We start from the raw sequence: 25262 nt of genomic DNA on the forward strand, positions 1-25262 counted from the left end.
AAAAACCCCCTGTTAGTATCGCTCCAACAGGGGGTTTTTACCGGTAGCTATTTTTGACAAATAAAGAGCTTAACAGCTAGTTTTGAACCGGTGTTTGTTTCGGTGCAAACAATGCTTTCTCATAAGCCAGGGCTTTCTTATCATCAAACTGATTTTCCCATTTGGCGATAACCAGCACCGCTAACGCATTCCCCACCACATTTAGTGCGGTACGCGCCATATCCAGAATACGGTCAACGCCAGCAATAAAGGCCAAACCTTCCAACGGAATACCGACACTGCCTAATGTCGCCAGCAGGACAACAAAAGAGACGCCCGGAACACCGGCGATACCTTTTGAGGTCACCATCAAAGTCAGCACTAGAATAATCTCTTGCCCAAGTGACAGCTCAATACCATAAAGTTGAGCAATAAATATGGCCGCAATACTTTGGTATAACGTAGAGCCATCTAGGTTAAATGAATAACCCGTCGGTACCACAAAGCTGGTAATCGCTTTTGGCGCACCATAAGCTTCCATTTTTTCGATAATTCGTGGCAGTACAGTTTCAGAACTGGCCGTGGAATAAGCCAAAATCAACTCATCCTTCAAAATACGAATCAATGTCCAAATGCGTAATTTACATAATCTGGCCACTGTGCCCAGCACCACCAATGCAAAGAAGAGAATGGCGGCGTAAACCAGAACAACCAACTTGGCGAGAGGAATAAGCGATGCAAAACCAAAGTTGGCGACTGTCACCGAGATCAAACCAAACACCCCGACCGGCGCATAACGCATAATCATGTGCGTGACTTTGAACATGCTTTCAGATACAGCTTTAAATACATTCAACAGTGGTTCTTTGGTTTCTTTTGGCAATGAAGACAGCCCTAAACCAAACAACACTGAGAAGAAAATAATGGGTAACATATCGCCTTTTGCCATAGAGGCAAAGACGTTGGCAGGGATCAGCGACAAGATGGTACTGACCAGACTGTGGCTACCACTTTGCACTTGTTCAGTGGTTTTTTCATACTGGGAGATATCAACCACGGTCAAGGCAGACATATCAATGCCGTGCCCGGGTTGTAACACATTCGCCAAGGTGATCCCGACGATAATGGCAATAGTTGTGATAACTTCGAAGTAGATGATGGTTTTCAGACCAATTCGCCCAAGCTTCTTCGCATCACCAACACCTGCGATGCCCACAATCAAGGTTGAAATAACGATCGGCACTACAATCATTTTAATTAAGCGGATAAAAATATCGCCCGCTGGACTTAAAATATTACTAACTAACCACTCTCTTGATTCAATTTGGTTATGCAAAATTGCACCAACCAAAATACCCAACACCAGTGCAATGAGTATTTGCCAGGCCAGACTTATTTTTATACTTTTCATACCCTAAAAATTCCTCAAAGCATTCCATAAAACGCAAGTTACCAAGCATCTCAAATAGAATACTTAATCATTAAATACGGGGCTATAGTTGATGAAACTTGTGGTTCAGCCTCCCGCCAGCCGTCCACGTTATAAATCAGTATCATTTCTAGGCACTCCTCTGCAAGCCTTGTTTACACTAAGCCTACATGAGACCTGCATCTGATTTTGGTGGGAGTAATCATTAATTTCCAGTAAACATTTGTTATTAAAAAAGTAAAATACATCAATGGCAAATAACAGCTTAACTGGATAGTAGGAAAAATGAGCTAAATTAAATTATTGTATAATCCATTATTATGTTTGTTTTTGTGCTTTGTTTTGTTTGTATTTTGTTAAAACCAATTTCAGCAATTCTCCGCCTATTGGGGATATTACACAACCAAATTTGCTTTTTATTAAGAAAATTCTCAAGGGTAAATTAAAAAAATAAAAATATTAAAATGCATATTTATGCCATTAGAGATTTTATTTTTAATGGCATATCTCAAGAAGAAATATATATAGAATTTTAATTACAGAAAGATATTAGAATGATATTTATCGTTCAGACGTAAATTAATATATTATTTTCTAGTTAACTATTAATACCATGGGGTGTTAATCACGCTGCGTTAATATTCCTGGTCAGGTAAGTCTATCAATATCCCCTTTTCATACTGAAAATGAGCCGACGAGCACATTTTCTTTCCTTTATAGCCTGGCCAGATAGGGCTTCTTCTATCATTAAGATATCGATTCACCACTCAACGCATTAAGTAAGTCTCTAAATCAACATCTTTTATGCGTGATCTGCCGCCCAAAAAAGAAACAAAACATTCATTCACACTATAACTAACTATTTATTGACATATTATTAACAATCTCAAGGAGAATGATGATGAGCCAAATACATAAACACCCTATTCCAGCTGCAATTGCAGAGCATGCCCTGATAAATCCAGAACAATATCATCAATACTATCAACAATCGGTGCAGAACCCAGATGAATTCTGGGGTGAACATGGCAAGATTATTGATTGGATTAAACCGTATAAAACGGTGAAGAATACCTCTTTCGACCCCGGTCATGTCAGTATCCGCTGGTTTGAAGACGGCACATTGAACCTTGCGGCAAACTGTCTAGACCGCCACCTGGCAGAGCGCGGTGATCAAACCGCAATTATCTGGGAGGGCGATGACCCTAATCAGTCCAAAACCGTTACCTACAAGCAGCTTCATCATGATGTTTGCCAGTTCGCCAATGTGCTGAAAAAACTGGGCATTAAGAAAGGTGATGTTGTCGCTATCTATATGCCAATGGTGCCAGAAGCTGCTGTTGCGATGCTGGCTTGTGCTCGCATTGGTGCCGTTCACTCGGTCATTTTTGGTGGGTTCTCACCTGATGCTGTCGCTGGCCGTATTATCGACTCAAACTCAAAACTGGTGATTACTGCTGATGAAGGCATCCGTGCTGGCCGCGCAATTCCACTGAAAAAAAATGTCGATGAAGCACTGAAAAACCCTGCCATTACCAGTATCAAAAATGTTGTTGTATTCCAACGCACCGGTAATGCTGGTTATTGGAAAGATGGGCGAGACCTATGGTGGCACGACCTAATTAAAGATGCCTCGGCCAACTGCCCGCCAGAAGAAATGAATGCAGAAGATCCACTGTTTATCCTTTATACCTCCGGATCTACCGGTAAACCGAAAGGGGTATTACATACCACCGGCGGTTATTTGGTTTACGCGGCACTCACCTTTAAATACGTTTTTGATTATCACCCTGGCGATATCTATTGGTGTACCGCAGACGTCGGCTGGGTTACCGGCCACAGCTATTTACTGTATGGCCCACTGGCCTGCGGTGCTATTACTTTAATGTTTGAAGGTGTACCGAACTATCCTGGTGTCAACCGCTTAGGTCAGGTTATTGATAAACATCAAGTTAATATTCTATATACCGCACCAACCGCTATCCGCGCTTTAATGGCGGAGGGTGACAAAGCCATCGAAGGGACGAAACGTACTTCGCTGCGCATCATGGGGTCGGTTGGCGAACCTATCAACCCAGAAGCATGGGAATGGTATTACAACAAAATCGGTAACAGCAAATGCCCGATAGTTGATACCTGGTGGCAGACTGAAACCGGTGGTTTCATGATAACGCCACTCCCGGGTGCTACCGAGCTGAAAGCTGGCTCGGCAACTCGCCCATTCTTTGGCGTTCAACCGGCGCTAGTAGACAATTTGGGTAACCCGCAAGAAGGTGCAGCCGAAGGTAATCTGGTCATCACCGACTCGTGGCCAGGTCAGGCTCGAACACTGTTTGGTGATCATGATCGCTTTGAACAGACCTACTTCTCAACCTTCAAAGGCATGTATTTCAGTGGTGATGGCGCACGCCGTGACGAAGATGGCTACTACTGGATAACTGGTCGAGTTGATGATGTGCTGAACGTTTCAGGCCATCGTCTGGGCACCGCCGAAATTGAATCAGCACTGGTTTCACACCCCAAAATTGCCGAAGCCGCTGTTGTGGGAGTTCCGCACAATATTAAGGGGCAGGCTATCTATGCTTACATCACCTTAAATCATGGCGAAGAGCCAACACCAGAGCTGTATACCGAGGTGCGCAATTGGGTGCGGAAAGAAATTGGCCCAATAGCTACACCCGATATCTTGCACTGGACTGATTCATTGCCCAAAACGCGTTCGGGAAAAATCATGCGCCGGATCCTGCGCAAAATCGCTGCTGGCGATACCAGCAACTTAGGGGATACCTCAACGCTCGCCGATCCGGGTGTCGTAGACAAATTACTGGAAGAAAAACAATCAATGCAAGCACCGTCGTAAATTATGCCGCCTGCGGGCGGCACCTTATTTAATGCCTCAAAGGAGAGACTCTGATGAATGACAACATTTATCAAGAGATTGAAAATAACCCGCGTTTCAAAGAGTTGGTGCACAAGCGCAGTCGCTTTGCCTGGCTACTGTCGCTGATTACCTTGGCGCTGTATGTCGGTTTCATTTTCCTTATTGCTTTCGAACCACAATGGCTCGGCACCCCGCTATATGCAGGTGCGACCATTACTCGCGGTATTCCTGTGGGCGTGGGCTTGATTATTATTTCTTTTGTTCTTACAGGTATTTACGTTATTCGTGCTAATGGCGAGTTTGACCGTCTGACGGCAGAAATTCTTCGTGAGGTGAAGCAATGAAGACTCGCCATTGGTCCGTACTTTCCCTATTAGCTCTGCCAGCGCTGTCACAAGCAGAGGCAATTACCGGCGAAGTCCAGCGCCAACCACTTAATATTGAAGCGATTGTGATGTTCGTGCTGTTTGTCGGCGCAACACTCTATATCACCTATTGGGCATCAAAACGCACCCGTTCACGTGGAGATTATTACACTGCGGGTGGCCGTATAACGGGTTTCCAAAATGGTTTGGCGATTGCCGGTGACTTTATGTCTGCGGCCTCATTCCTCGGTATTTCCGCATTGGTCTATACCTCCGGTTACGATGGTCTGATTTACTCCATCGGGTTCCTCATCGGGTGGCCAATCATTCTATTTTTAATCGCTGAACGCCTACGTAACTTGGGCCGCTATACTTTTGCCGATGTAGCATCTTACCGGTTAAAACAAAGACCTATCCGGACCTTATCTGCCTGTGGCTCATTAGTCGTCGTAGCTTTATACCTGATCGCACAAATGGTTGGCGCAGGTAAATTGATTGAACTGCTATTCGGTTTAAACTATCACGTAGCCGTGGTGTTAGTGGGCTTTCTGATGGTGCTGTACGTCCTGTTTGGTGGCATGCTCGCCACAACGTGGGTGCAGATAATCAAAGCAGTATTGCTACTGGCTGGTGCATCATTTATGGCTATCATGGTCATGAAGTCGGTTAACTTTAACTTCAATACATTATTCAGCGAAGCCGTTAAAGTTCACCCTAAAGGTCTATCAATCATGAGCCCTGGGGGATTGGTATCTGACCCGATATCTGCCTTGTCCCTTGGACTGGCATTGATGTTTGGTACTGCCGGTTTACCACACATTTTAATGCGATTCTTCACCGTAAGTGACGCCAAAGAGGCCCGTAAAAGTGTGTTCTACGCAACAGGCTTTATCGGTTACTTCTACATATTGACCTTTATTATTGGTTTTGGCGCAATTCTGTTAGTCGGTCCAAACCCAGCCTTTAAAGATGCCGCTGGCGCATTGTTGGGCGGCAACAATATGGCAGCAGTTCATCTGGCTGATGCTGTAGGTGGTAGCTTCTTCTTAGGCTTTATCTCAGCAGTGGTCTTTGCAACTATCCTGGCAGTTGTCGCCGGCCTGACATTGGCGGGCGCCTCTGCGGTTTCTCATGACCTTTATGCCAGCGTCATCAAGAAGGGCAAAGCAAATGAGCGCGATGAATTGAGAGTGTCTAAAATCACCGTCGTAGTTTTAGGGTTTGTTGCAATCGGCTTAGGTATTCTGTTTGAAAAACAAAATATTGCCTTCATGGTTGGCTTGGCATTCTCTATCGCAGCCAGTTGTAACTTCCCCATTATTTTCATTTCGATGTATTGGGAAAAGCTGACTACTCGCGGCGCAATGATTGGGGGCTGGTTGGGGTTACTGACTGCGGTGATCCTGATGATTTTAGGCCCAACAATCTGGGTCACGATCTTAGGACATGCAAAACCAATCTATCCATATGAATATCCAGCATTATTCTCAATGATAGTGGCATTTGTCGGGATTTGGTTCTTCTCCATCACAGATAACTCAGTTGAGGGCCAGCAAGAACGCCTGCGCTTTAAAGCCCAGTTTGTACGGTCGCAAACTGGCTTGGGCGCCTCTCAGAGTAGCTCTCACTAATCCTCGTTAATTCACAAAAGGCCCTAAGGGGCCTTTTTTATGGTTGTGGCCAGCAGTCCGACCATAAAAAACCTATCTTACTATTCTTGGTAAAAGACATGCCCCAATACTGGGCAATTACGGGTGTTCAACTGTGACTCTGCATTTTGTAAACAACAAGGCTTGTGCTTGGTTACTCAAGCATTCAATCAGCTTAGTGATAAGGCCATGACCGAATGCCAGTATATGCGATTCATATTTCATTAGGTCACGCCTAAATTTCAGATATAAAAAAGCCCTCTGCACGGCAGAAGGCTTTTCTCTTTATCCCATAGCAAAAACCCCACGCTTTTGGCATGGGGTCTCGGCTTGATTGAATACCGGGCACGGCACGAATGACTTTCCTGCCCTTCGCCCTGCGGACCGTTGCAAGCAATGTTAAAAATCTTTCCCGACGATTTTTCCCACGGCATTCGTCTCATCATGATGAGTCCCACTCCGATGGGGCCCGCACAAACACGATTCAAACTGCCTGCGCAGTTTGTTGTATCCCATGCGCGAATAGCTCTCTGTACACCCCATAAGCAAAAAAGGCCACCCGTTAGGGTAGCCTCTTTTGTTTATTTGATGCCTGGCAGTGTCCTACTCTCGCATGGGGAGACCCCACACTACCATCGGCGCTACGGCGTTTCACTTCTGAGTTCGGCATGGAGTCAGGTGGGTCCACCGCGCTATGGCCGCCAGGCAAATTCTGTCTAAACTAACCCGCTCAGTATCTCTACCTCGCCAGTCAGCCCAATCTCGGAACTTCGCTGAAAATATCAATCAATCTCTCAAATACAAAACACCTTTGGTGTTGTAAGGTTAAGCCTCACGGATCATTAGTACTGGTTAGCTCAATGCATCGCTGCACTTACACACCCAGCCTATCAACGTCATAGTCTTTAACGTTCCTTCAGGGGGCTTAAAGCCCCAGGGAAGACTCATCTCGAGGCAAGTTTCCCGCTTAGATGCTTTCAGCGGTTATCTCTTCCGAATTTAGCTACCGGGCAATGCCATTGGCATGACAACCCGAACACCAGTGATTCGTCCACTCCGGTCCTCTCGTACTAGGAGCAGCCCCTCTCAATCTTCCAACGCCCACGGCAGATAGGGACCGAACTGTCTCACGACGTTCTAAACCCAGCTCGCGTACCACTTTAAATGGCGAACAGCCATACCCTTGGGACCTACTTCAGCCCCAGGATGTGATGAGCCGACATCGAGGTGCCAAACACCGCCGTCGATATGAACTCTTGGGCGGTATCAGCCTGTTATCCCCGGAGTACCTTTTATCCGTTGAGCGATGGCCCTTCCATTCAGAACCACCGGATCACTAAGACCTACTTTCGTACCTGCTCGAGCCGTCACTCTCGCAGTCAAGCTAGCTTATGCCTTTGCACTAACCTCACGATGTCCGACCGTGATTAGCTAACCTTCGTGCTCCTCCGTTACTCTTTGGGAGGAGACCGCCCCAGTCAAACTACCCACCAGACACTGTCCTCACCCCGGATTACGGGGCCGAGTTAGAACATCAAACATTAAAGGGTGGTATTTCAAGGTTGGCTCCATGCAGACTGGCGTCCACACTTCAATGCCTCCCACCTATCCTACACATCAAGGCTCAATGTTCAGTGTCAAGCTATAGTAAAGGTTCACGGGGTCTTTCCGTCTTGCCGCGGGTACACTGCATCTTCACAGCGAGTTCAATTTCACTGAGTCTCGGGTGGAGACAGCCTGGCCATCATTACGCCATTCGTGCAGGTCGGAACTTACCCGACAAGGAATTTCGCTACCTTAGGACCGTTATAGTTACGGCCGCCGTTTACTGGGGCTTCGATCAAGAGCTTCGCCTTGCGGCTGACCCCATCAATTAACCTTCCAGCACCGGGCAGGCGTCACACCGTATACGTCCACTTTCGTGTTTGCACAGTGCTGTGTTTTTATTAAACAGTTGCAGCCAGCTGGTATCTGCGACTGGCTTCAGCTCCGGGAGCAAGTCCCTTTACCTAATGCCAGCGTGCCTTCTCCCGAAGTTACGGCACCATTTTGCCTAGTTCCTTCACCCGAGTTCTCTCAAGCGCCTGAGTATTCTCTACCTGACCACCTGTGTCGGTTTGGGGTACGATTTAATGTTACCTGATGCTTAGAGGCTTTTCCTGGAAGCTTGGCATCAACTACTTCATCACCGTAGTGACTCGTCATCACACCTCAGCGTTGATAAGCAACCGGATTTACCAAGTCACTCCGCCTACATGCTTAAACCGGGACAACCGTCGCCCGGCTAGCCTAGCCTTCTCCGTCCCCCCTTCGCAGTAACACCAAGTACAGGAATATTAACCTGTTTCCCATCGACTACGCTTTTCAGCCTCGCCTTAGGGGTCGACTCACCCTGCCCCGATTAACGTTGGACAGGAACCCTTGGTCTTCCGGCGTGCGGGTTTTTCACCCGCATTATCGTTACTTATGTCAGCATTCGCACTTCTGATACCTCCAGCAACCCTCACAGGTCACCTTCAACGGCTTACAGAACGCTCCCCTACCCAACAACGCCTAAGCGTCGCTGCCGCAGCTTCGGTGCATGGTTTAGCCCCGTTACATCTTCCGCGCAGGCCGACTCGACCAGTGAGCTATTACGCTTTCTTTAAATGATGGCTGCTTCTAAGCCAACATCCTGGCTGTCTATGCCTTCCCACATCGTTTCCCACTTAACCATGACTTTGGGACCTTAGCTGGCGGTCTGGGTTGTTTCCCTCTTCACGACGGACGTTAGCACCCGCCGTGTGTCTCCCGTGATAACATTCTTCGGTATTCGGAGTTTGCATCGGTTTGGTAAGCCGGGATGGCCCCCTAGCCGAAACAGTGCTCTACCCCCGAAGATGAGTTCACGAGGCGCTACCTAAATAGCTTTCGGGGAGAACCAGCTATCTCCCGGTTTGATTGGCCTTTCACCCCCAGCCACAAGTCATCCGCTAATTTTTCAACATTAGTCGGTTCGGTCCTCCAGTTAGTGTTACCCAACCTTCAACCTGCCCATGGCTAGATCACCGGGTTTCGGGTCTATACCTTGCAACTAGACGCCCAGTTAAGACTCGGTTTCCCTACGGCTCCCCTATTCGGTTAACCTTGCTACAAAATATAAGTCGCTGACCCATTATACAAAAGGTACGCAGTCACCCAACAAAGTAGGCTCCCACTGCTTGTACGTACACGGTTTCAGGTTCTATTTCACTCCCCTCGCCGGGGTTCTTTTCGCCTTTCCCTCACGGTACTGGTTCACTATCGGTCAGTCAGGAGTATTTAGCCTTGGAGGATGGTCCCCCCATATTCAGACAGGATGTCACGTGTCCCGCCCTACTCATCGAGTTCACAGCAAGTGTGTTTTTGTGTACGGGAGTATCACCCTGTACCCTGCGACTTTCCAGACGCTTCCACTAACACACAAACTGATTCAGACTCTGGGCTCCTCCCCGTTCGCTCGCCGCTACTGGGGGAATCTCGGTTGATTTCTTTTCCTCGGGGTACTTAGATGTTTCAGTTCCCCCGGTTCGCCTTGCATGGCTATGTATTCACCATGCAATAGTGCAACGAATTGCACTGGGTTTCCCCATTCGGGTATCGTCGGTTATAACGGTTCATATCACCTTACCGACGCTTTTCGCAGATTAGCACGCCCTTCATCGCCTCTGACTGCCTAGGCATCCACCGTGTACGCTTAGTCGCTTAACCTCACAACCCGAAGGTGTCTTTGCAGACAACTTGCGTTGCGATTATTTGAGAGACTCTAATACAGGTTAATCCTTACCTCAGTACATCTACGGAGAGATAAGTTTCAGCTGTATTGTTTCAATTTTCAGCTTGTTCCAGATTGTTAAAGAGCAATATCTTAAACACGACTCGTTAAAGTCATCTTTAAGATATTCAGGTGATAATGTCTTTCACACATTATCGGAATGGCGTCCCCAAGGGGATTCGAACCCCTGTTACAGCCGTGAAAGGGCAGTGTCCTAGGCCTCTAGACGATGGGGACACAAAAATTTCTACTAAATCACAGATTCAGTATTTTTGTGTAAAGGTGAGAATGTGGTGACACATTCGAACGACTGATGCAGTGAAATCTCAATATCGAGGTTTTACAACACAAGTCATCACCCTCATCAACAGGTGCTCTTGCTCATTTACATTCATCAGACAATCTGTGTGGACACTGCGCAATGCGTATCGTTAGGTAAGGAGGTGATCCAACCGCAGGTTCCCCTACGGTTACCTTGTTACGACTTCACCCCAGTCATGAATCACAAAGTGGTAAGCGCCCTCCCGAAGGTTAAGCTACCTACTTCTTTTGCAACCCACTCCCATGGTGTGACGGGCGGTGTGTACAAGGCCCGGGAACGTATTCACCGTAGCATTCTGATCTACGATTACTAGCGATTCCGACTTCATGGAGTCGAGTTGCAGACTCCAATCCGGACTACGACAGACTTTATGTGGTCCGCTTGCTCTCGCGAGTTCGCTTCACTTTGTATCTGCCATTGTAGCACGTGTGTAGCCCTACTCGTAAGGGCCATGATGACTTGACGTCATCCCCACCTTCCTCCGGTTTGTCACCGGCAGTCTCCCTTGAGTTCCCACCATTACGTGCTGGCAACAAAGGATAAGGGTTGCGCTCGTTGCGGGACTTAACCCAACATTTCACAACACGAGCTGACGACAGCCATGCAGCACCTGTCTCACAGTTCCCGAAGGCACCTAAGCATCTCTGCTAAGTTCTGTGGATGTCAAGAGTAGGTAAGGTTCTTCGCGTTGCATCGAATTAAACCACATGCTCCACCGCTTGTGCGGGCCCCCGTCAATTCATTTGAGTTTTAACCTTGCGGCCGTACTCCCCAGGCGGTCGACTTAACGCGTTAGCTCCGGAAGCCACGCCTCAAGGGCACAACCTCCAAGTCGACATCGTTTACAGCGTGGACTACCAGGGTATCTAATCCTGTTTGCTCCCCACGCTTTCGCACCTGAGCGTCAGTCTTTGTCCAGGGGGCCGCCTTCGCCACCGGTATTCCTCCAGATCTCTACGCATTTCACCGCTACACCTGGAATTCTACCCCCCTCTACAAGACTCTAGCTTGCCAGTTTCAAATGCAGTTCCCACGTTAAGCGCGGGGATTTCACATCTGACTTAACAAACCGCCTGCGTGCGCTTTACGCCCAGTAATTCCGATTAACGCTTGCACCCTCCGTATTACCGCGGCTGCTGGCACGGAGTTAGCCGGTGCTTCTTCTGCGAGTAACGTCAATGCTCAGTGCTATTAACACTGAACCCTTCCTCCTCGCTGAAAGTGCTTTACAACCCGAAGGCCTTCTTCACACACGCGGCATGGCTGCATCAGGCTTGCGCCCATTGTGCAATATTCCCCACTGCTGCCTCCCGTAGGAGTCTGGACCGTGTCTCAGTTCCAGTGTGGCTGGTCATCCTCTCAGACCAGCTAGGGATCGTCGCCTAGGTGAGCCATTACCCCACCTACTAGCTAATCCCATCTGGGCACATCCGATGGCGTGAGGCCCGAAGGTCCCCCACTTTGCTCTTGCGAGGTCATGCGGTATTAGCTACCGTTTCCAGTAGTTATCCCCCTCCATCAGGCAGTTTCCCAGACATTACTCACCCGTCCGCCGCTCGCCGGCAAAGTAGTAAACTACTTCCCGCTGCCGCTCGACTTGCATGTGTTAGGCCTGCCGCCAGCGTTCAATCTGAGCCATGATCAAACTCTTCAATTTAAGATTTGTTTGATTTGCTATGAGTTAACATAGCGATGCTCAAAGATTACTTTCTGCAAATATGCATTCGAACCGAAGTTCAAATGTGTACTGCTTTGGTCACTCTTCAAGACTTTGATATTTCTTCTGCCTGTCGAAACAGGCTTCGATATCGTCTTGCGAGTGCCCACACAGATTGTCTGATAAATTGTTAAAGAGCGTTCGTTACCCGTTTGCCTTTCGGCGAATCTTACGGTAACGCGGGAGGCAAATAATACGCTTTCCCGCTGAAGAGTCAAGGATTTATTTGTTTTCTTTCGAAGTCAAAATCATTCTTTTCTCTTCCTGACCTGGCGAAGTGTGTTTCGTTGTTCCCGGTCAGTGGAGGCGCATTATAGGGAGTTCCTGACAGCCTGCAACCCCTAATTTGAAAAAACTTTTCAACCGTGTTTTTTTTCAACAACTTGCGGTGATAACCACCATTCTCGTCACTTTTTGTACTGTAGCGCTGAGAAATCTTGAGCAAAACCGCTCACCTGTTGCCAATCGGTATACTCGACTTCTTTGCTGGTATCCGTTTCTCCGCCCGTCATTCGCATAATAAGTTGAATCATGACCTTGTCTATCCACCGATAGCGGGGATAACGCAGGGCTCCTGCGAATACCGTACACAATGTGGGTTGCCAAGGTGTGCCGAGTAAGAACTTGCGAACATAAGCATTAGTCTGGGGAGAACGTTTCTCTGGTTTACGCGCGGTCAGATTGACGGCAAAGAACGCACTCGGTATTTGATTAAGCTGTTCAACATGTTTATTGACGAATTTACTCAATACCGGGCTGAAATGGCCATAACGTACAGAGGCGCCAATCATTACTTGCTGATACTGCCTCAGGTCTATTTTCTCCACATTGGCCAAGTCCTGTATTTCACACGTGGCACCGGTGGATAATTCCTTAGCTATATAAGAAGCGATGGTTTGCGTTTGACCATCTCGGCTGGAGTAAAGTATCAGTACTTTCATAGCAATGTTCCTTATGCAGAATTACTCACGCCAGAATGTTGGGGTGAAAAGAACCAGCAAGGTGAAAACTTCCAACCGGCCAAATAGCATTGTTATCACTAATATCCATTTAGCAGCCGGGTTCATAGAAGTGAAGTTATCCGCGACTACGCCCAAACCGGGCCCTAAATTGTTCAATGTTGCGGTCACTGCCGCAAAAGCAGAAAACTCATCAACACCCGTTGCGATGATAGCCAACATACTGATAATGAAAACCAATGCATATGCAGAGAAGAAACCCCAAACGGCTTCCAGTATCCGTTCCGGCAATGCTCGTCGCCCCAGCTTGATGGTGTAGACCGCGTTTGGATGAACCAAGCGTTTTAACTCACGCGAACCTTGTAGATAAAGCAACAAGATACGGATAACTTTCAAACCGCCACCGGTCGACCCCGCACACCCCCCGATAAAAGCAGAACATAATAAGAGTATCGGTAGGAATAACGGCCACTTGGAAATGCTGTCCGTCGTGAAGCCCGCCGTAGTCGCCATAGAGACCACTTGGAAAAAGGCCTGATTTAAGGTTTCTATCCCCGACTTGTATACACTGTGTTGCCAGAGCACTAAGGTACAAACGATAACCAGCGTCAATTGTACAAAGATAAACATACGGAATTCGGGATCACGCCAATAAACTTTCAAACTGCGGCCACTGAGCACAGCAAAGTGCAGGCCAAAGTTACACCCCGAGATTAGCAAGAAAATAGCAATAATAGTGTTAATCGTCGGGCTGTTGAAGTAACCGATACTGGCGTCATGAGTAGAGAAGCCGCCTATTGCAATCGTAGAAAAGCTGTGAGAGATAGCATCAAACACCGACATTCCGGCAGCCCACAGAGAAAGCGCACAAGCAATGGTCAGCAAGACATAGATAAGCCAAAGTGTTTTCGCTGTTTCAGCAATCCGGGGGCGCATTTTATTATCTTTCAACGGCCCAGGCATTTCCGCCCGATAGAGCTGCATCCCCCCAACACCTAAGATAGGCAAGATGGCCACCGCCAACACAATGATCCCCATGCCACCAAGCCATTGCAGCATTTGTCGATAGAATAAAATAGCTTTAGGCAGCGAATCCAATCCCACCAGCGTAGTGGCTCCGGTAGTTGTCAGCCCAGAAAATGATTCAAAGAATGCATCAGTCAGCGAAAGATTAGGTCGCTCAGAGAATAAAAACGGTAATGCCCCGACACTGCCCAACACTGTCCAGAACAGCACGACGATCAAAAAGCCCTCTCGGGGCTTTAACTCATGCTTCTGTTTTCGGTTCGGTAGCCACAGTAAAAGGCCTATTGCCAAGGCAACAAAAAAGGTTTCGCTGAAGGCACGGCCGGCACCATCACGATAGATCAAGGCCACTACCCCAGGAATAAACATTGTCCCGGAGAATAAGATAACTAGCAGGCCGACAATACGGGTTATGGCACGAAAATGCATTCCGGCACGTTCCTTAGCAATTCACTTGGATGGGGATTATTGCGAAATGGGTGTCAATTGCAACGTACCACGACTGAGATCCCGCAATTTATCCCCGACCTGACTGGCTTGAGTTGCTGGCAAAGAGAGATGGAGTGTCACAAATTGTGCGTAATCACTCTGTAAAATCTGGCCTTCAACCTGCTGTAATAATGTTTCTACTATGGACAACTGCGCATAGTCACACTGCAAAGTATATTCTACCTGTGGGACTTTATATTTTACTTCAATTTGCTTCAACGCCTGTTGAACACCACTGCCATAAGCCCTGACTAGCCCACCAGTACCCAACTTGATGCCACCATAATAGCGCACAACCACCGCGGTTATTTCACCTATGCCACTGCCCATCAGTTGGGCAAGAATCGGTTTACCCGCCGTGCCCGAAGGCTCACCATCATCGGAAAAACCTAATTGCTGTGAATCTATAGGTGCTCCGGCAACAAAAGCCCAGCAATGATGCCGGGCTGTTGGATGCTGTTGCTTTATCTGCTGAATAAAATCTTTCGCTTCATTCACCCCACTGGTATGCGCCAGCAAGGTGATGAATCGACTTTTTTTAATCTCTTCGCTGATAGTCACCGGCGCCGTAGGGATTAGATACGGCTGCATTAGGCCAGCTTCAGGTCGCGTGTCATGTTCTCGACCCGATTATCGTGAATAACGATATTGTCTTCTATACGAATACCACCATAAGGTTTCAGTGTTTCGATAAGATCCCAATTGAAATGCTGACTGAATTCACCGGAGCGCCAAGGTGCCAATAAGGATTCGATAAAGTAGAGGCCAGGTTCAATGGTCAATACCATGCGCGGTTGCAGAATACGAGTGCAGCGTAGGTAAGGATATTTGGATGGCGCGCTGAGATGCGTCCCTTTATCATCCTGCATAAAACCAGCAGTATCATGAACTTGCAACCCTAGAGGGTGACCCAGCCCGTGTGGTAAGAATGGGCAGGTAATACCTTGTTCGACCATCGCCTCTTCACTGATACCCGTCACCAAGTTATGAGTACGCAGCAACTTCGCAATACGCTGATGCATCTGAACATGATAATCGGTATAGCGCTCACCACTTTTAATGGTTTTAATCAGTTCAAGCTGTTCATTATTAAGGTCTTTGATCAATGCGGCAAAATCGTTTTCACTGTCTGCGGCATAAGTGCGGGTCAAGTCAGCAGCATAGCCATTATATTCCGCGCCCGCATCCATCAGGAAACTACGCATTTCTGCCGGTGGCTGGTGTTGTAGCGTAGTGTAATGGAGTACAGCTGAATGTTCATTTAGCGCAACAATATTATCGTAGGGCACATCAGTATCACGATGACCGGTAGCCATCAGATAAGCGAGGTTGATATCAAACTCACTCATACCGGACTGGAATGCTTCATGAGCTGCGCGATGCCCGGCAACTGCCGTTTTTTGCGCTTCACGCATGCAGGCCAGTTCATAATCTGTTTTATAAGAGCGGTAGAAATGCAGATAATCCAACACTGGCTGTGGATTAATGTTTTCTGCACTGAAACCCAAGGCCTGGGCGCGTTCTTGAGCATATCCAATGTACGCAACTCGCTCGCGCTGTGCCGGTAACAGTTGTGCAATATCATTAGCGTTTGCCAATGGTTGGATATCAATGGCCTTGGTCCAGAAGCTGTCTGGAAGTGGCTCAACACTGTGCCAATAATCTACTGGGGAGTAAAACCATAACTTCGGCGTATTAACGCCATCAACCCATAACCAGCAGTTTGGAACTTGCGTCACTGGCACCCAAGCTTTGAATTGGGCATTAACTTTAAAAGGATAGTCACGGTCATCAAGGAAAATACGTTGCAACTCACCGGAATGAATCAATAAAGCATCTAACTGATGACGCTCTAACACCTCGCGAGTGCGTTGTTGTAGAGTGGACAAATGTTCGTTATATAAAGAAGCCAGCGTTTCCATCACAGTACCCTTCGCTATTAGAACTTAATTTTTTAATCTTATCATAGTCACCGAGGCCATGTTTCGTCGACACTCATTCCATGATGTGATAACAACAATATCCAAAATAACTGACGCGATAACTCGCTCGCAAGTAAGCAATAAATCCATTTTTCATCCCCTCGAGACGCCTCGAATAAAATTGATGAAAATCAATTATGCCATCCGATTGACTGTGATCTTCACTGCAAAAAATCAATCTCTTGTTTGCAATTAATTAACAAAATATCCACACTTCCTGAATATCTGGTCATACCAGATCACATGCGCTTATTCAGGAGATAGATATGCTCTACCAAAGCGAAACATTAAAGCTTCATTGGCTGGAAAACGGCATAGCAGAGTTGGTGTTTGAAGCACCGGGCTCAGTTAATAAACTGGATACTAAAACTGTAGCCAATCTGGGTGAAGCCTTGATTGTGTTGGAAAACCAAAGCGAACTCAAAGGGTTGCTGTTGCGCTCCACCAAGGCGGCCTTTATTGTCGGTGCTGATATCACTGAGTTTCTATCCCTGTTTAATGCCCCACCGGAAAAATTGCATCAATGGTTGGTTTTCGCCAACGACATTTTTAACCGTTTGGAAGATTTACCGGTACCGACCATATCTGCGATTAATGGATATGCGCTGGGTGGCGGGTGCGAATGTATTCTGGCCACAGATTTCCGCGTAGCTTCACCAGAAGCACGTATCGGCCTACCGGAAACCAAGCTCGGAATCATGCCAGGTTTTGGCGGTTCAGTTCGCTTGCCACGGTTATTAGGTGCTGACAGTGCGTTGGAAATTATCGCAGCTGGCAAAGATATTATTGCTAAAGATGCTTTAAAAGTTGGCCTGGTTGATGCCGTCGTCGCCCCTGAGAAACTGGCTGATGCAGCTTTAGCCATGCTGAAACAGGCTATTGACGGTAAACTTGACTGGAAAGCCGCTCGCCTTCCGAAATTGGAGCCTCTGAAGCTCAACCCTACCGAAGCCGCTATGTGCTTTACCATTGCTAAAGGCATGGTCATGCAAGTCGCAGGTAAACACTATCCGGCTCCCTTGACCGCGGTCAAAACCATCGAGGCCGCCGCAAAACTTGGCCGAACCGAAGCATTGAAATTAGAAACCACCAGTTTTGTCCGTTTAGCCGGATCCAATGAAGCACGGGCATTAGTCGGTATTTTCCTAAATGATCAATATGTTAAAGGGCAGGCTAAAAAACTGTCCAAAGGTGTCAGCGCACCCAAACAGGCGGCAGTGCTGGGTGCGGGGATTATGGGCGGTGGAATTGCCTATCAATCCGCACTAAAAGGTGTGCCGGTCATTATGAAAGATATTAATGAAAAATCCCTCACACTAGGGATGAATGAAGCGGCCAAGTTGCTGAATAAGCAGCTGGAGCGCGGCAAGATAGATGGCCTGAAAATGGCAAATATCTTAGCAACCATCCAACCAACATTAGATTATGCCGGTATTGAACGTGCCCAACTCATCGTGGAAGCGGTGGTAGAAAATCCAAAAGTCAAAGCGGCTGTACTGGCTGAAGTTGAAACATTGATCGGCGAAGAAACTGTTTTGGCCTCTAACACTTCCACAATTCCGATTGATCAGCTCGCCAAATCCCTTAAACGCCCAGAAAACTTCTGTGGCATGCATTTCTTCAATCCAGTGCACCGGATGCCATTGGTTGAAATTATTCGTGGCACCAAAACCTCAGATAAAACTATCGCTGCCGTAGTGGCATACGCCACGCAAATGGGTAAAACCCCGATTGTAGTCAATGATTGCCCAGGCTTCTTTGTTAACCGTGTTTTATTCCCGTATCTGGCTGGATTCGGCATGTTACTGAGAGACGGCGCGGACTTCCGCCAAATTGATAAAGTGATGGAAAAACAATTTGGCTGGCCAATGGGCCCCGCCTATCTATTAGATGTGGTCGGCATTGATACCGCACACCATGCACAAGCCGTAATGGCGGCTGGCTTCCCGGAACGTATGAATAAAGATTATCGCGATGCGGTTGACGTGATGTTCGATAACCAACGATTTGGTCAGAAGAATGGCCAAGGTTTCTACCGTTATACTCAAGATGCCAAAGGCAAACCGCGTAAAGAAAATGATGAGAAAGTGGATGAGTTACTAGCACAAGTCATTCAATCAGTTCAGAAATTTAGCGATGAAGACATTATTGCCCGCACCATGATCCCGATGATCAATGAAGTCGTGCGATGTCTGGAAGAAGGTATTATTGCCAGCCCAGCTGAAGGCGACATGGCGCTGGTGTATGGCATTGGGTTCCCGCCATTCCACGGTGGCGTTTTCCGTTACCTTGACACCATCGGCAGTGCAAATTATGTCGAAATGGTTCAGCGTTATGCGCATCTTGGCCCGCTGTATCACGTCCCTGTAGGGCTGAGCGCTAAAGCTGAACATAACGAAAGCTATTATCCTGTAGCAACAGCGCTGCCTGATATTTCTACCAGTCAACCGGCATGAGGTCTGAAAACATGGAAAATGTAGTCATTATTGATGCCGTTCGCACACCGATGGGCCGCTCCAAAGGCGGCGCATTCCGTCAGGTTCGAGCCGAAGATCTTTCTGCTCACTTAATGCGGGCGATTTTGATCCGTAATCCTAAGTTGAATGCCGCCGAAATCGACGATATCTATTGGGGCTGTGTGCAACAGACTTTGGAGCAGGGCTTTAATATCGCCCGCAATGCTTCTTTGCTGGCCGAAATTCCTCATAGTGTCCCTGCGGTGACAGTTAACCGCTTGTGTGGCTCATCAATGCAAGCTTTGCATGATGGTGCCAGAGCTATCATGGCGGGTGATGCGCAAGTCAGTTTAATTGGTGGTGTGGAGCATATGGGTCACGTACCCATGAATCACGGTGTTGATTTCCATCCGGGCATGGGCCGTACTGTGGCTAAAGCTGCAGGAATGATGGGGTTGACAGCCGAAATGCTGGCAAAAATTCATAATATCAGCCGCGAGTCTCAAGATGAGTTTGCAGTCCGCTCTCATCAACGGGCCTCTACCGCCACACAGGAAGGCTATTTTGCCAAAGAGATCATCGCTACCAATGGGCATGATGCTGATGGCATATTAAAACGTTTTGATTTTGATGAAGTTATTCGCCCTGAAACCAATTTGGCAGGTTTGACAGCTCTACGCCCAGCCTTTGATCCGGTGAATGGAACAGTGACTGCCGGGACATCATCAGCACTTTCCGACGGCGCCTCTGCGATGCTTATCATGAGCGAATCTCGTGCAAAATCATTGGGTTTAACACCACGAGCCCGTATTCGCTCAATGGCAGTGGTCGGTTGCGATCCCTCAATTATGGGTTATGGCCCGGTTCCCGCCAGCCAACTGGCACTAAAACGTGCCGGGCTTAAGCTCGAAGATATTGGTTTATTTGAATTAAATGAGGCATTTGCCGCTCAATCACTGGCTTGCCTGAAAGGTTTGGGTTTGCTGGAAAGCATGGATGACAAGGTAAACCTGAACGGGGGCGCTATTGCACTCGGCCATCCATTAGGCTGTTCAGGCGCGCGTATTTCTACCACGTTACTCAATCTGATGGAGCGTCGTGACGTGCAATTCGGCCTGGCAACCATGTGCATTGGCTTAGGCCAAGGTATTGCTACCGTCTTTGAACGTGTATAACCCAAAAAACATTAAGGGCCTGAATTCAGGCCCTTAGACTGGAGTTTAGTTGCCGTTTTCCCGCCTGTCAGGGGCGGGCTTTTTACTCAGATAAAAGCAAAGGCATCTCCATAGATATTGGATTCCAATGCGCCGCGTTCTGCACAAAAACGCTCACGAGCAATCTTTGCCATTTCGAAGCGACCCGCAATATAAATATCCTGCTCGGCAAGAGAACCGTAGTCTTGCAGCACGGCACTCAGAACCGTTCCGGTACGGCCGCGCCAATCCTCTTCCGGCTGCTCAACCACAGGGATAACTTTCAACTGCGAATATTTTATCGACAGCGCTTCCAGTTCGCTGAGATCATATAAATGTATAGCTTCGCGCCCTCCCCAATAGATGGAAACTTCGCGATCAGGTTGCTCAGCTAATGCCGCCAATAAAATGGAACGCGCATAGGAAAAACCTGTACCACCGGCAATCAGAACCAATGGACGATGACTGCCCTCACGGAACCACGCCTCACCATGTGGGATATCTACATCCAGCGTTTTCTCTTTCAGAATTCTATCCATCACCGCCATAGCATACAGATTGAGCTCCGAAGCCCCGATATGCAGCTCGATGAAATCTTTTTCCAGTGGCGTAGACGCCATAGAGAATGGGCGTTTATCACGTTCGTCCATGACGACCATCAAATATTGTCCAGCACGGAAAGAAAATGCAGATGCAGGCACCAATTGCACCCGGTACACCGTATCGGTAATGGCCTCTACGGAGGTTACTTTACAGCTTAAAGTTGTCATGCCTTCCCTCTGTCGGGTCATCAAATGCAAAACTAAGGACAAAATGGACGCCGGTTAGCGTTTCGTCTCTTTGTCACTGAAAATGGCGAGCTCGTCCCAAATAGCATCAACGCGGGCGCGGACTTCTTCATCCATTTTAATTGGACGCCCCCATTCACGCGGAGTCTCTGCTGGCCATTTGTTGGTGGCATCCAGCCCCATTTTCGATCCTAAACCGGAAACCGGCGAGGCGAAATCCAAGTAATCTATTGGCGTATTTTCAATTAATACCGTATCGCGGGAAGGATCCATTCGGGTCGTAATCGCCCAAATAACATCATTCCAATCACGAGCATTAATGTCATCGTCACAGACAATAACAAATTTTGTATACATAAACTGACGTAAAAATGACCAAACACCCATCATCACGCGTTTAGCATGACCAGCATACTGTTTTTTGATTGTTACCACGGCGAGACGATATGAACATCCCTCGGGTGGTAGATAAAAATCAACAATCTCGGGGAATTGCTTTTGCAAAATAGGAACAAATACTTCATTCAGCGCAACACCCATCACCGCCGGTTCATCCGGAGGACGGCCAGTATAAGTTGAATGATAAATCGCGTCTTTACGTTGAGTAATATGTGTGACGGTAAAGACAGGGAAGCTATCAATCTCGTTGTAATAGCCGGTATGATCCCCGTAAGGGCCTTCCGGTGCCATCTCACCCTGCTCAATATATCCTTCCAATACAATTTCTGCACTTGCAGGAACTTCAAGCGAGTTGGAAAGACATTTTACGACTTCGGTTTTATGCCCGCGTAATAAACCAGCAAAAGCATATTCAGACAGTGTATCTGGCACGGGCGTTACTGCAGCCAAAATAGTTGCAGGATCAGCCCCCAGTGCGACGGCTACCGGGAAACGTTCACCGGGATGTGCTTCACACCATTCTTGATAATCCAAAGCACCGCCACGATGGGATAACCAGCGCATAATCAACTTATTTTTTCCCAGAACTTGTTGGCGATAAATACCCAAATTCTGGCGCTCTTTATGCGGCCCACGGGTAACCGTCAAGCCCCAAGAAACTAATGGAGCAGCATCCTCAGGCCAACAGTGCATAACAGGGATTCGGCTTAGATCGACATCCGCGCCCTCCCATACTTGCTCTTGGCACGGGGCGGAGCTTAAGCATTTCGTCGGCATATTCAATACCTGCTTGAATTTCGGCAGTTTATCGAATAAATCGCGAAAACCTTTTGGCGGATCGGGCTCTTTCAGGAAAGCTAACAGCTTGCCGACATCGCGCAGTGCACTGACATCTTCTTGCCCCATTCCCATAGCAACCCGTTTGGCCGTGCCAAACAGATTACACAGCACTGGCATACTGTAGCCTTTCGGATTCTCAAAAAGTAATGCAGGCCCACCAGCACGCAAAGTGCGATCGGCAATTTCTGTCATTTCCAGATAGGGATCAATAGGCTGGCTAATACGTTTAAGTTCACCCCTCTGTTCCAGCAACGAGAGGAAGTCACGTAAGTCACGGTATTTCATGCTGATCATTTCGGCGGCTAGGTGATGCGCCATTATAGGCTGTCTTTATAGCAGTTGCTGTCTTTTTGTTAAAAATGAATGCAGGCGAACTCGAAAAAATATCATGTCGTTATTGACTATTTGTTATCAATATTCACAAAAAAAGATAGCGGACTCTCGATAATAAATATGATTAAATTCTTATATAACAAATAGATATAATAAAACATACTTTTCCCTTACTGTATATGTATCCCCATTTTTGTTATGCTGTCAGGTAGTAGCTAAAGGCATATGAAATTATGAAACACTGGCATTTGTTATATTGTAAACGCGGTCAACTTTTGCGTGCTAAAGAGCATCTAGAGCGACAAGAGGTGAATTGCTGGACACCAATAGTCACTATTGAAAAGATAGCCCGTGGAAAACGAACTGAAATGACGGAAGCACTATTCCCAAATTATCTGTTTGTGGAGTTTGATCCGGAACATATTCATACCACAACAATAAGCGCCACCCGAGGGGTTAGCCACTTTGTGCGATTTGGCGTACAGCCCGCGGTAATCCCAGCGATCGTTATTACTGAGATGCAATCCCATACTGCGGATAAAATAATTGATCCAGGAATGCCCACTCCTGGCGATGTCGTGACAATTACTGAGGGTATTTTTTCCGGTTTACACGCGATTTATACCGAACCGGATGGCGAAGCTCGTTCAATGTTGTTACTGAATATGCTCAATAGCCAAGTGCTACAAAGCTTGGATAATCGTCAGTTCGAAAAACAGTAAAACTCTTAATTAACAAACCCAAGATAGGTATTTCAGTACCTACCTTGGGGCTTTTATTACTACCAAAGCAATTAACGCTGCATATGATCGTCATGCAACCATTGGGCAACTTGCTTGGCAAAATAGGTTAATACTCCATCCGCACCCGCGCGCTTAAAACACAGTAACGACTCCATAACGGTTGGTTTTTCTTGCAGCCAGCCATTTTGGATTGCTGCCATATGCATCGCATATTCACCGGATACCTGATAAGCAAAGGTCGGAACCCCAAAGGTATCTTTCACCCGGCGAACCACATCCAAATATGGCATCCCAGGTTTGACCATCACCATATCGGCTCCTTCCTGCAAGTCTTGAGCGATCTCTTGTAAAGCTTCATCACTGTTAGCCGGATCCATTTGATAGGTTTTTTTATTTCCCCCTTTCAGATTGCTGCTAGAACCAATAGCATCGCGGAATGGACCGTAGTAACAAGAGGCATATTTTGCTGAATACGCCATAATTTGCGTGTTCACCAACCCTTGTAGCTCTAACTGATCGCGAATAGCACCAATACGGCCATCCATCATATCGCTCGGGGCCACAATCTCAGCACCCGCTTCTGCATGTGATAATGCCTGGCGCACCAAAATCTCTTTGGTGATGTCGTTAATGACATAACCGTCAGCGTCAATCACACCATCTTGCCCATGGGTTGTGTATGGGTCGAGGGCAACATCCGTGAGAATGCCCAGATCTGGCACCGCATCTTTTAATGCTCGTATAGTGCGTTGTACCAGTCCATCCGGGTTATAAGCTTCTTCCGCATGTAATGATTTCATATCTGATTCAATGACTGGGAATAACGATATGACCGGAACGCCAAGCTTGGCAATGGTTTCAGCTTCTTTCACCAACAAATCAATCGTCATGCGTGAGACGCCCGGCATAGACGAAACGGCTTGCTGATGGTTTGTTCCTTCCATGACAAACACCGGATAGATCAAGTCATTGACTGTCAGCTGATTTTCAGCGACCAGTCGACGGCTGAAATCATGACGGCGCACACGGCGCATACGGCGACCAGGGAAGGTGCCCGGGAATGCATAGCTCATATTGTTCTCCTAACTCAAACCAACCGGAAAATCCGGCGGGCGTTTTCATCAGTTTTCTGCCCTAGCCATTGAGGGTCTTCTTGTCGCCAGACAGCAACCTGCTGGACGATATGAGGCAGAAAGCAGGGTTCATTGCGACGAGATGTAGGTTTAGGATGTATATCCCGTGGCAATAAATACGGGGCATCGGTTTCTAGCAGTAATTGCTGGACAGGAATACGCGGCAACAACGCCCTCAATTCAAGGCCACGACGTTCATCGCAAACCCAACCAGTGATACCGATAGATAAGCCCAATGCCAGACAGGCATCCAATTCATCAGCAGTGCCGGTAAAACAATGCACAACAGCTGCGGGAATTTTATCTAGCCAGGGTGAAAGTAAAGCAATGAAACGATCATGCGCTTCTCTGCAATGTAAGAACACCGGTAAAGAGAGTTCAGCCGCTAAGGCAAGCTGTGCGGTAAAGGCAACTTCTTGCTCAGCTGAAGTAGAAAAATTGCGGTTAAAATCCAACCCACATTCACCGATAGCAACGACTGCGGCATGTGCTGCCAATACCCGAATTTGCTGCTCCACACCTTTTTGCCAAGTGCTCGCATGATGGGGATGAACACCGGCGGTTGACCAGCAATATCCCGGGTAGGCTGCCGCAAGCTCAAGGGCAGCCTGGCTTTCTTTTGCATCGGTACCGGTAATCAGCATACCGGCGACCCCTGCATCTTTTGCGCGTGCCACGACTTGAGGCCAATCTTTTACAAATTGTGAACTGGTTAAGTTCACACCGATATCAAACATAAACGTCCCAAAACAGAAGCCGCCCAGAGGGCGGCTAAAATATCAAAGT

General features: G+C 47.5%; 15 protein-coding genes, 1 tRNA gene and 3 rRNA genes. 6 read left to right on the plus strand and 13 right to left on the minus strand.

Annotated features, from left to right (window positions below):
* Positions 1–76: 76 nt before the first annotated feature.
* A complete protein-coding gene (gene gltP / locus DX162_RS04560) occupies positions 77–1390 on the minus strand; it encodes a glutamate/aspartate:proton symporter GltP (RefSeq protein ID WP_004391751.1) in 1314 nt (437 codons plus the stop codon).
* 919 nt (positions 1391–2309) lie between these two features.
* Between gltP and acs the strand changes: the two genes are divergently transcribed.
* The 3 genes from acs to actP are packed head-to-tail and all read left to right on the plus strand — an operon-like array spanning position 2310 to position 6285.
* A complete protein-coding gene (acs, locus tag DX162_RS04565) occupies positions 2310–4268 on the plus strand; it encodes an acetate--CoA ligase (protein WP_049563683.1) in 1959 nt (652 codons plus the stop codon).
* A gap of 53 nt (positions 4269–4321) precedes the next feature.
* Positions 4322–4633, plus strand: coding sequence for a DUF485 domain-containing protein (locus tag DX162_RS04570; RefSeq protein WP_004391748.1), 312 nt, complete (start codon positions 4322–4324; stop codon positions 4631–4633).
* Positions 4630–6285, plus strand: coding sequence for a cation/acetate symporter ActP (actP, locus tag DX162_RS04575; RefSeq protein WP_032820395.1), 1656 nt, complete (start codon positions 4630–4632; stop codon positions 6283–6285). Before DX162_RS04570 ends, actP begins: the two co-directional genes overlap by 4 nt.
* A 608-nt stretch (positions 6286–6893) precedes the next feature.
* Here the strand turns inward: actP and rrf are convergent.
* From rrf to pepQ, 8 genes are all read right to left on the minus strand, one after another.
* Positions 6894–7009, minus strand: a 5S ribosomal RNA gene (gene rrf / locus DX162_RS04580).
* Positions 7010–7124: 115 nt separating this feature from the next.
* Positions 7125–10032 (minus strand): 23S ribosomal RNA (locus DX162_RS04585).
* A 225-nt stretch (positions 10033–10257) separates the two neighbouring features.
* A tRNA-Glu gene (locus DX162_RS04590) sits at positions 10258–10333 on the minus strand.
* Positions 10334–10532: 199 nt separating this feature from the next.
* A 16S ribosomal RNA gene (locus DX162_RS04595) occupies positions 10533–12075 on the minus strand.
* Together the 16S, 23S and 5S rRNA genes with 1 tRNA gene alongside form the textbook arrangement of a ribosomal RNA operon.
* A gap of 467 nt (positions 12076–12542) precedes the next feature.
* Positions 12543–13076, minus strand: coding sequence for a menaquinone-dependent protoporphyrinogen IX dehydrogenase (gene hemG, locus DX162_RS04605; RefSeq protein WP_004391391.1), 534 nt, complete (start codon positions 13074–13076; stop codon positions 12543–12545).
* Between the two features lie 21 nt (positions 13077–13097).
* Entirely contained in the window at positions 13098–14549 is a 1452-nt protein-coding gene (trkH, locus tag DX162_RS04610) for a Trk system potassium transporter TrkH (protein ID WP_004391390.1), read from the minus strand.
* 36 nt (positions 14550–14585) lie between these two features.
* Positions 14586–15200 (minus strand): IMPACT family protein, encoded by a 615-nt coding sequence (locus DX162_RS04615; protein ID WP_032820200.1) that lies wholly within the window; start codon positions 15198–15200, stop codon positions 14586–14588.
* Positions 15200–16531 (minus strand): Xaa-Pro dipeptidase, encoded by a 1332-nt coding sequence (gene pepQ / locus DX162_RS04620; protein ID WP_004391389.1) that lies wholly within the window; start codon positions 16529–16531, stop codon positions 15200–15202. Before pepQ ends, DX162_RS04615 begins: the two co-directional genes overlap by 1 nt.
* A gap of 326 nt (positions 16532–16857) precedes the next feature.
* Here pepQ and fadB point away from each other — a divergent pair, with 326 nt between their 5' ends.
* Together fadB and fadA are read left to right on the plus strand one after the other, a co-directional pair.
* Positions 16858–19047 carry a fatty acid oxidation complex subunit alpha FadB gene (fadB, locus tag DX162_RS04625; RefSeq protein ID WP_004391387.1) on the plus strand — a complete coding sequence of 730 codons (2190 nt, stop codon included), beginning with the start codon at positions 16858–16860 and terminating at the stop codon, positions 19045–19047.
* A gap of 11 nt (positions 19048–19058) precedes the next feature.
* Positions 19059–20222: an acetyl-CoA C-acyltransferase FadA gene (gene fadA, locus DX162_RS04630; protein ID WP_004391386.1), complete on the plus strand. Its 1164-nt coding sequence runs from the start codon at positions 19059–19061 to the stop codon at positions 20220–20222.
* A gap of 86 nt (positions 20223–20308) precedes the next feature.
* Here the strand turns inward: fadA and fre are convergent, their stop codons facing one another.
* Complete coding sequence (gene fre / locus DX162_RS04635; protein WP_032820199.1) at positions 20309–21010, minus strand: NAD(P)H-flavin reductase; 702 nt, start codon at positions 21008–21010, stop codon at positions 20309–20311.
* Positions 21011–21064: 54 nt separating this feature from the next.
* Positions 21065–22561, minus strand: a complete 1497-nt coding sequence (ubiD, locus tag DX162_RS04640) for a 4-hydroxy-3-polyprenylbenzoate decarboxylase (RefSeq protein ID WP_004391384.1) — start codon at positions 22559–22561, stop codon at positions 21065–21067.
* A gap of 272 nt (positions 22562–22833) precedes the next feature.
* On the opposite strand from ubiD, the gene rfaH reads away from it, so the two are divergent.
* Entirely contained in the window at positions 22834–23322 is a 489-nt protein-coding gene (rfaH, locus tag DX162_RS04645) for a transcription/translation regulatory transformer protein RfaH (protein WP_004391383.1), read from the plus strand.
* 71 nt (positions 23323–23393) lie between these two features.
* On the opposite strand, the gene hemB is transcribed toward rfaH, so the two are convergent.
* Complete coding sequence (gene hemB, locus DX162_RS04650; RefSeq protein WP_004391382.1) at positions 23394–24416, minus strand: porphobilinogen synthase; 1023 nt, start codon at positions 24414–24416, stop codon at positions 23394–23396.
* A 14-nt stretch (positions 24417–24430) separates the two neighbouring features.
* On the minus strand, positions 24431–25213 hold the full coding sequence (tatD, locus tag DX162_RS04655) for a 3'-5' ssDNA/RNA exonuclease TatD (protein WP_004391381.1): 783 nt from the start codon (positions 25211–25213) through the stop codon (positions 24431–24433).
* Between the last annotated feature and the right edge of the window lie 49 nt (positions 25214–25262).

Source organism: Yersinia kristensenii, assembly GCF_900460525.1.
In the GTDB taxonomy this organism is placed as follows: Bacteria; Pseudomonadota; Gammaproteobacteria; order Enterobacterales; family Enterobacteriaceae; genus Yersinia; species Yersinia kristensenii.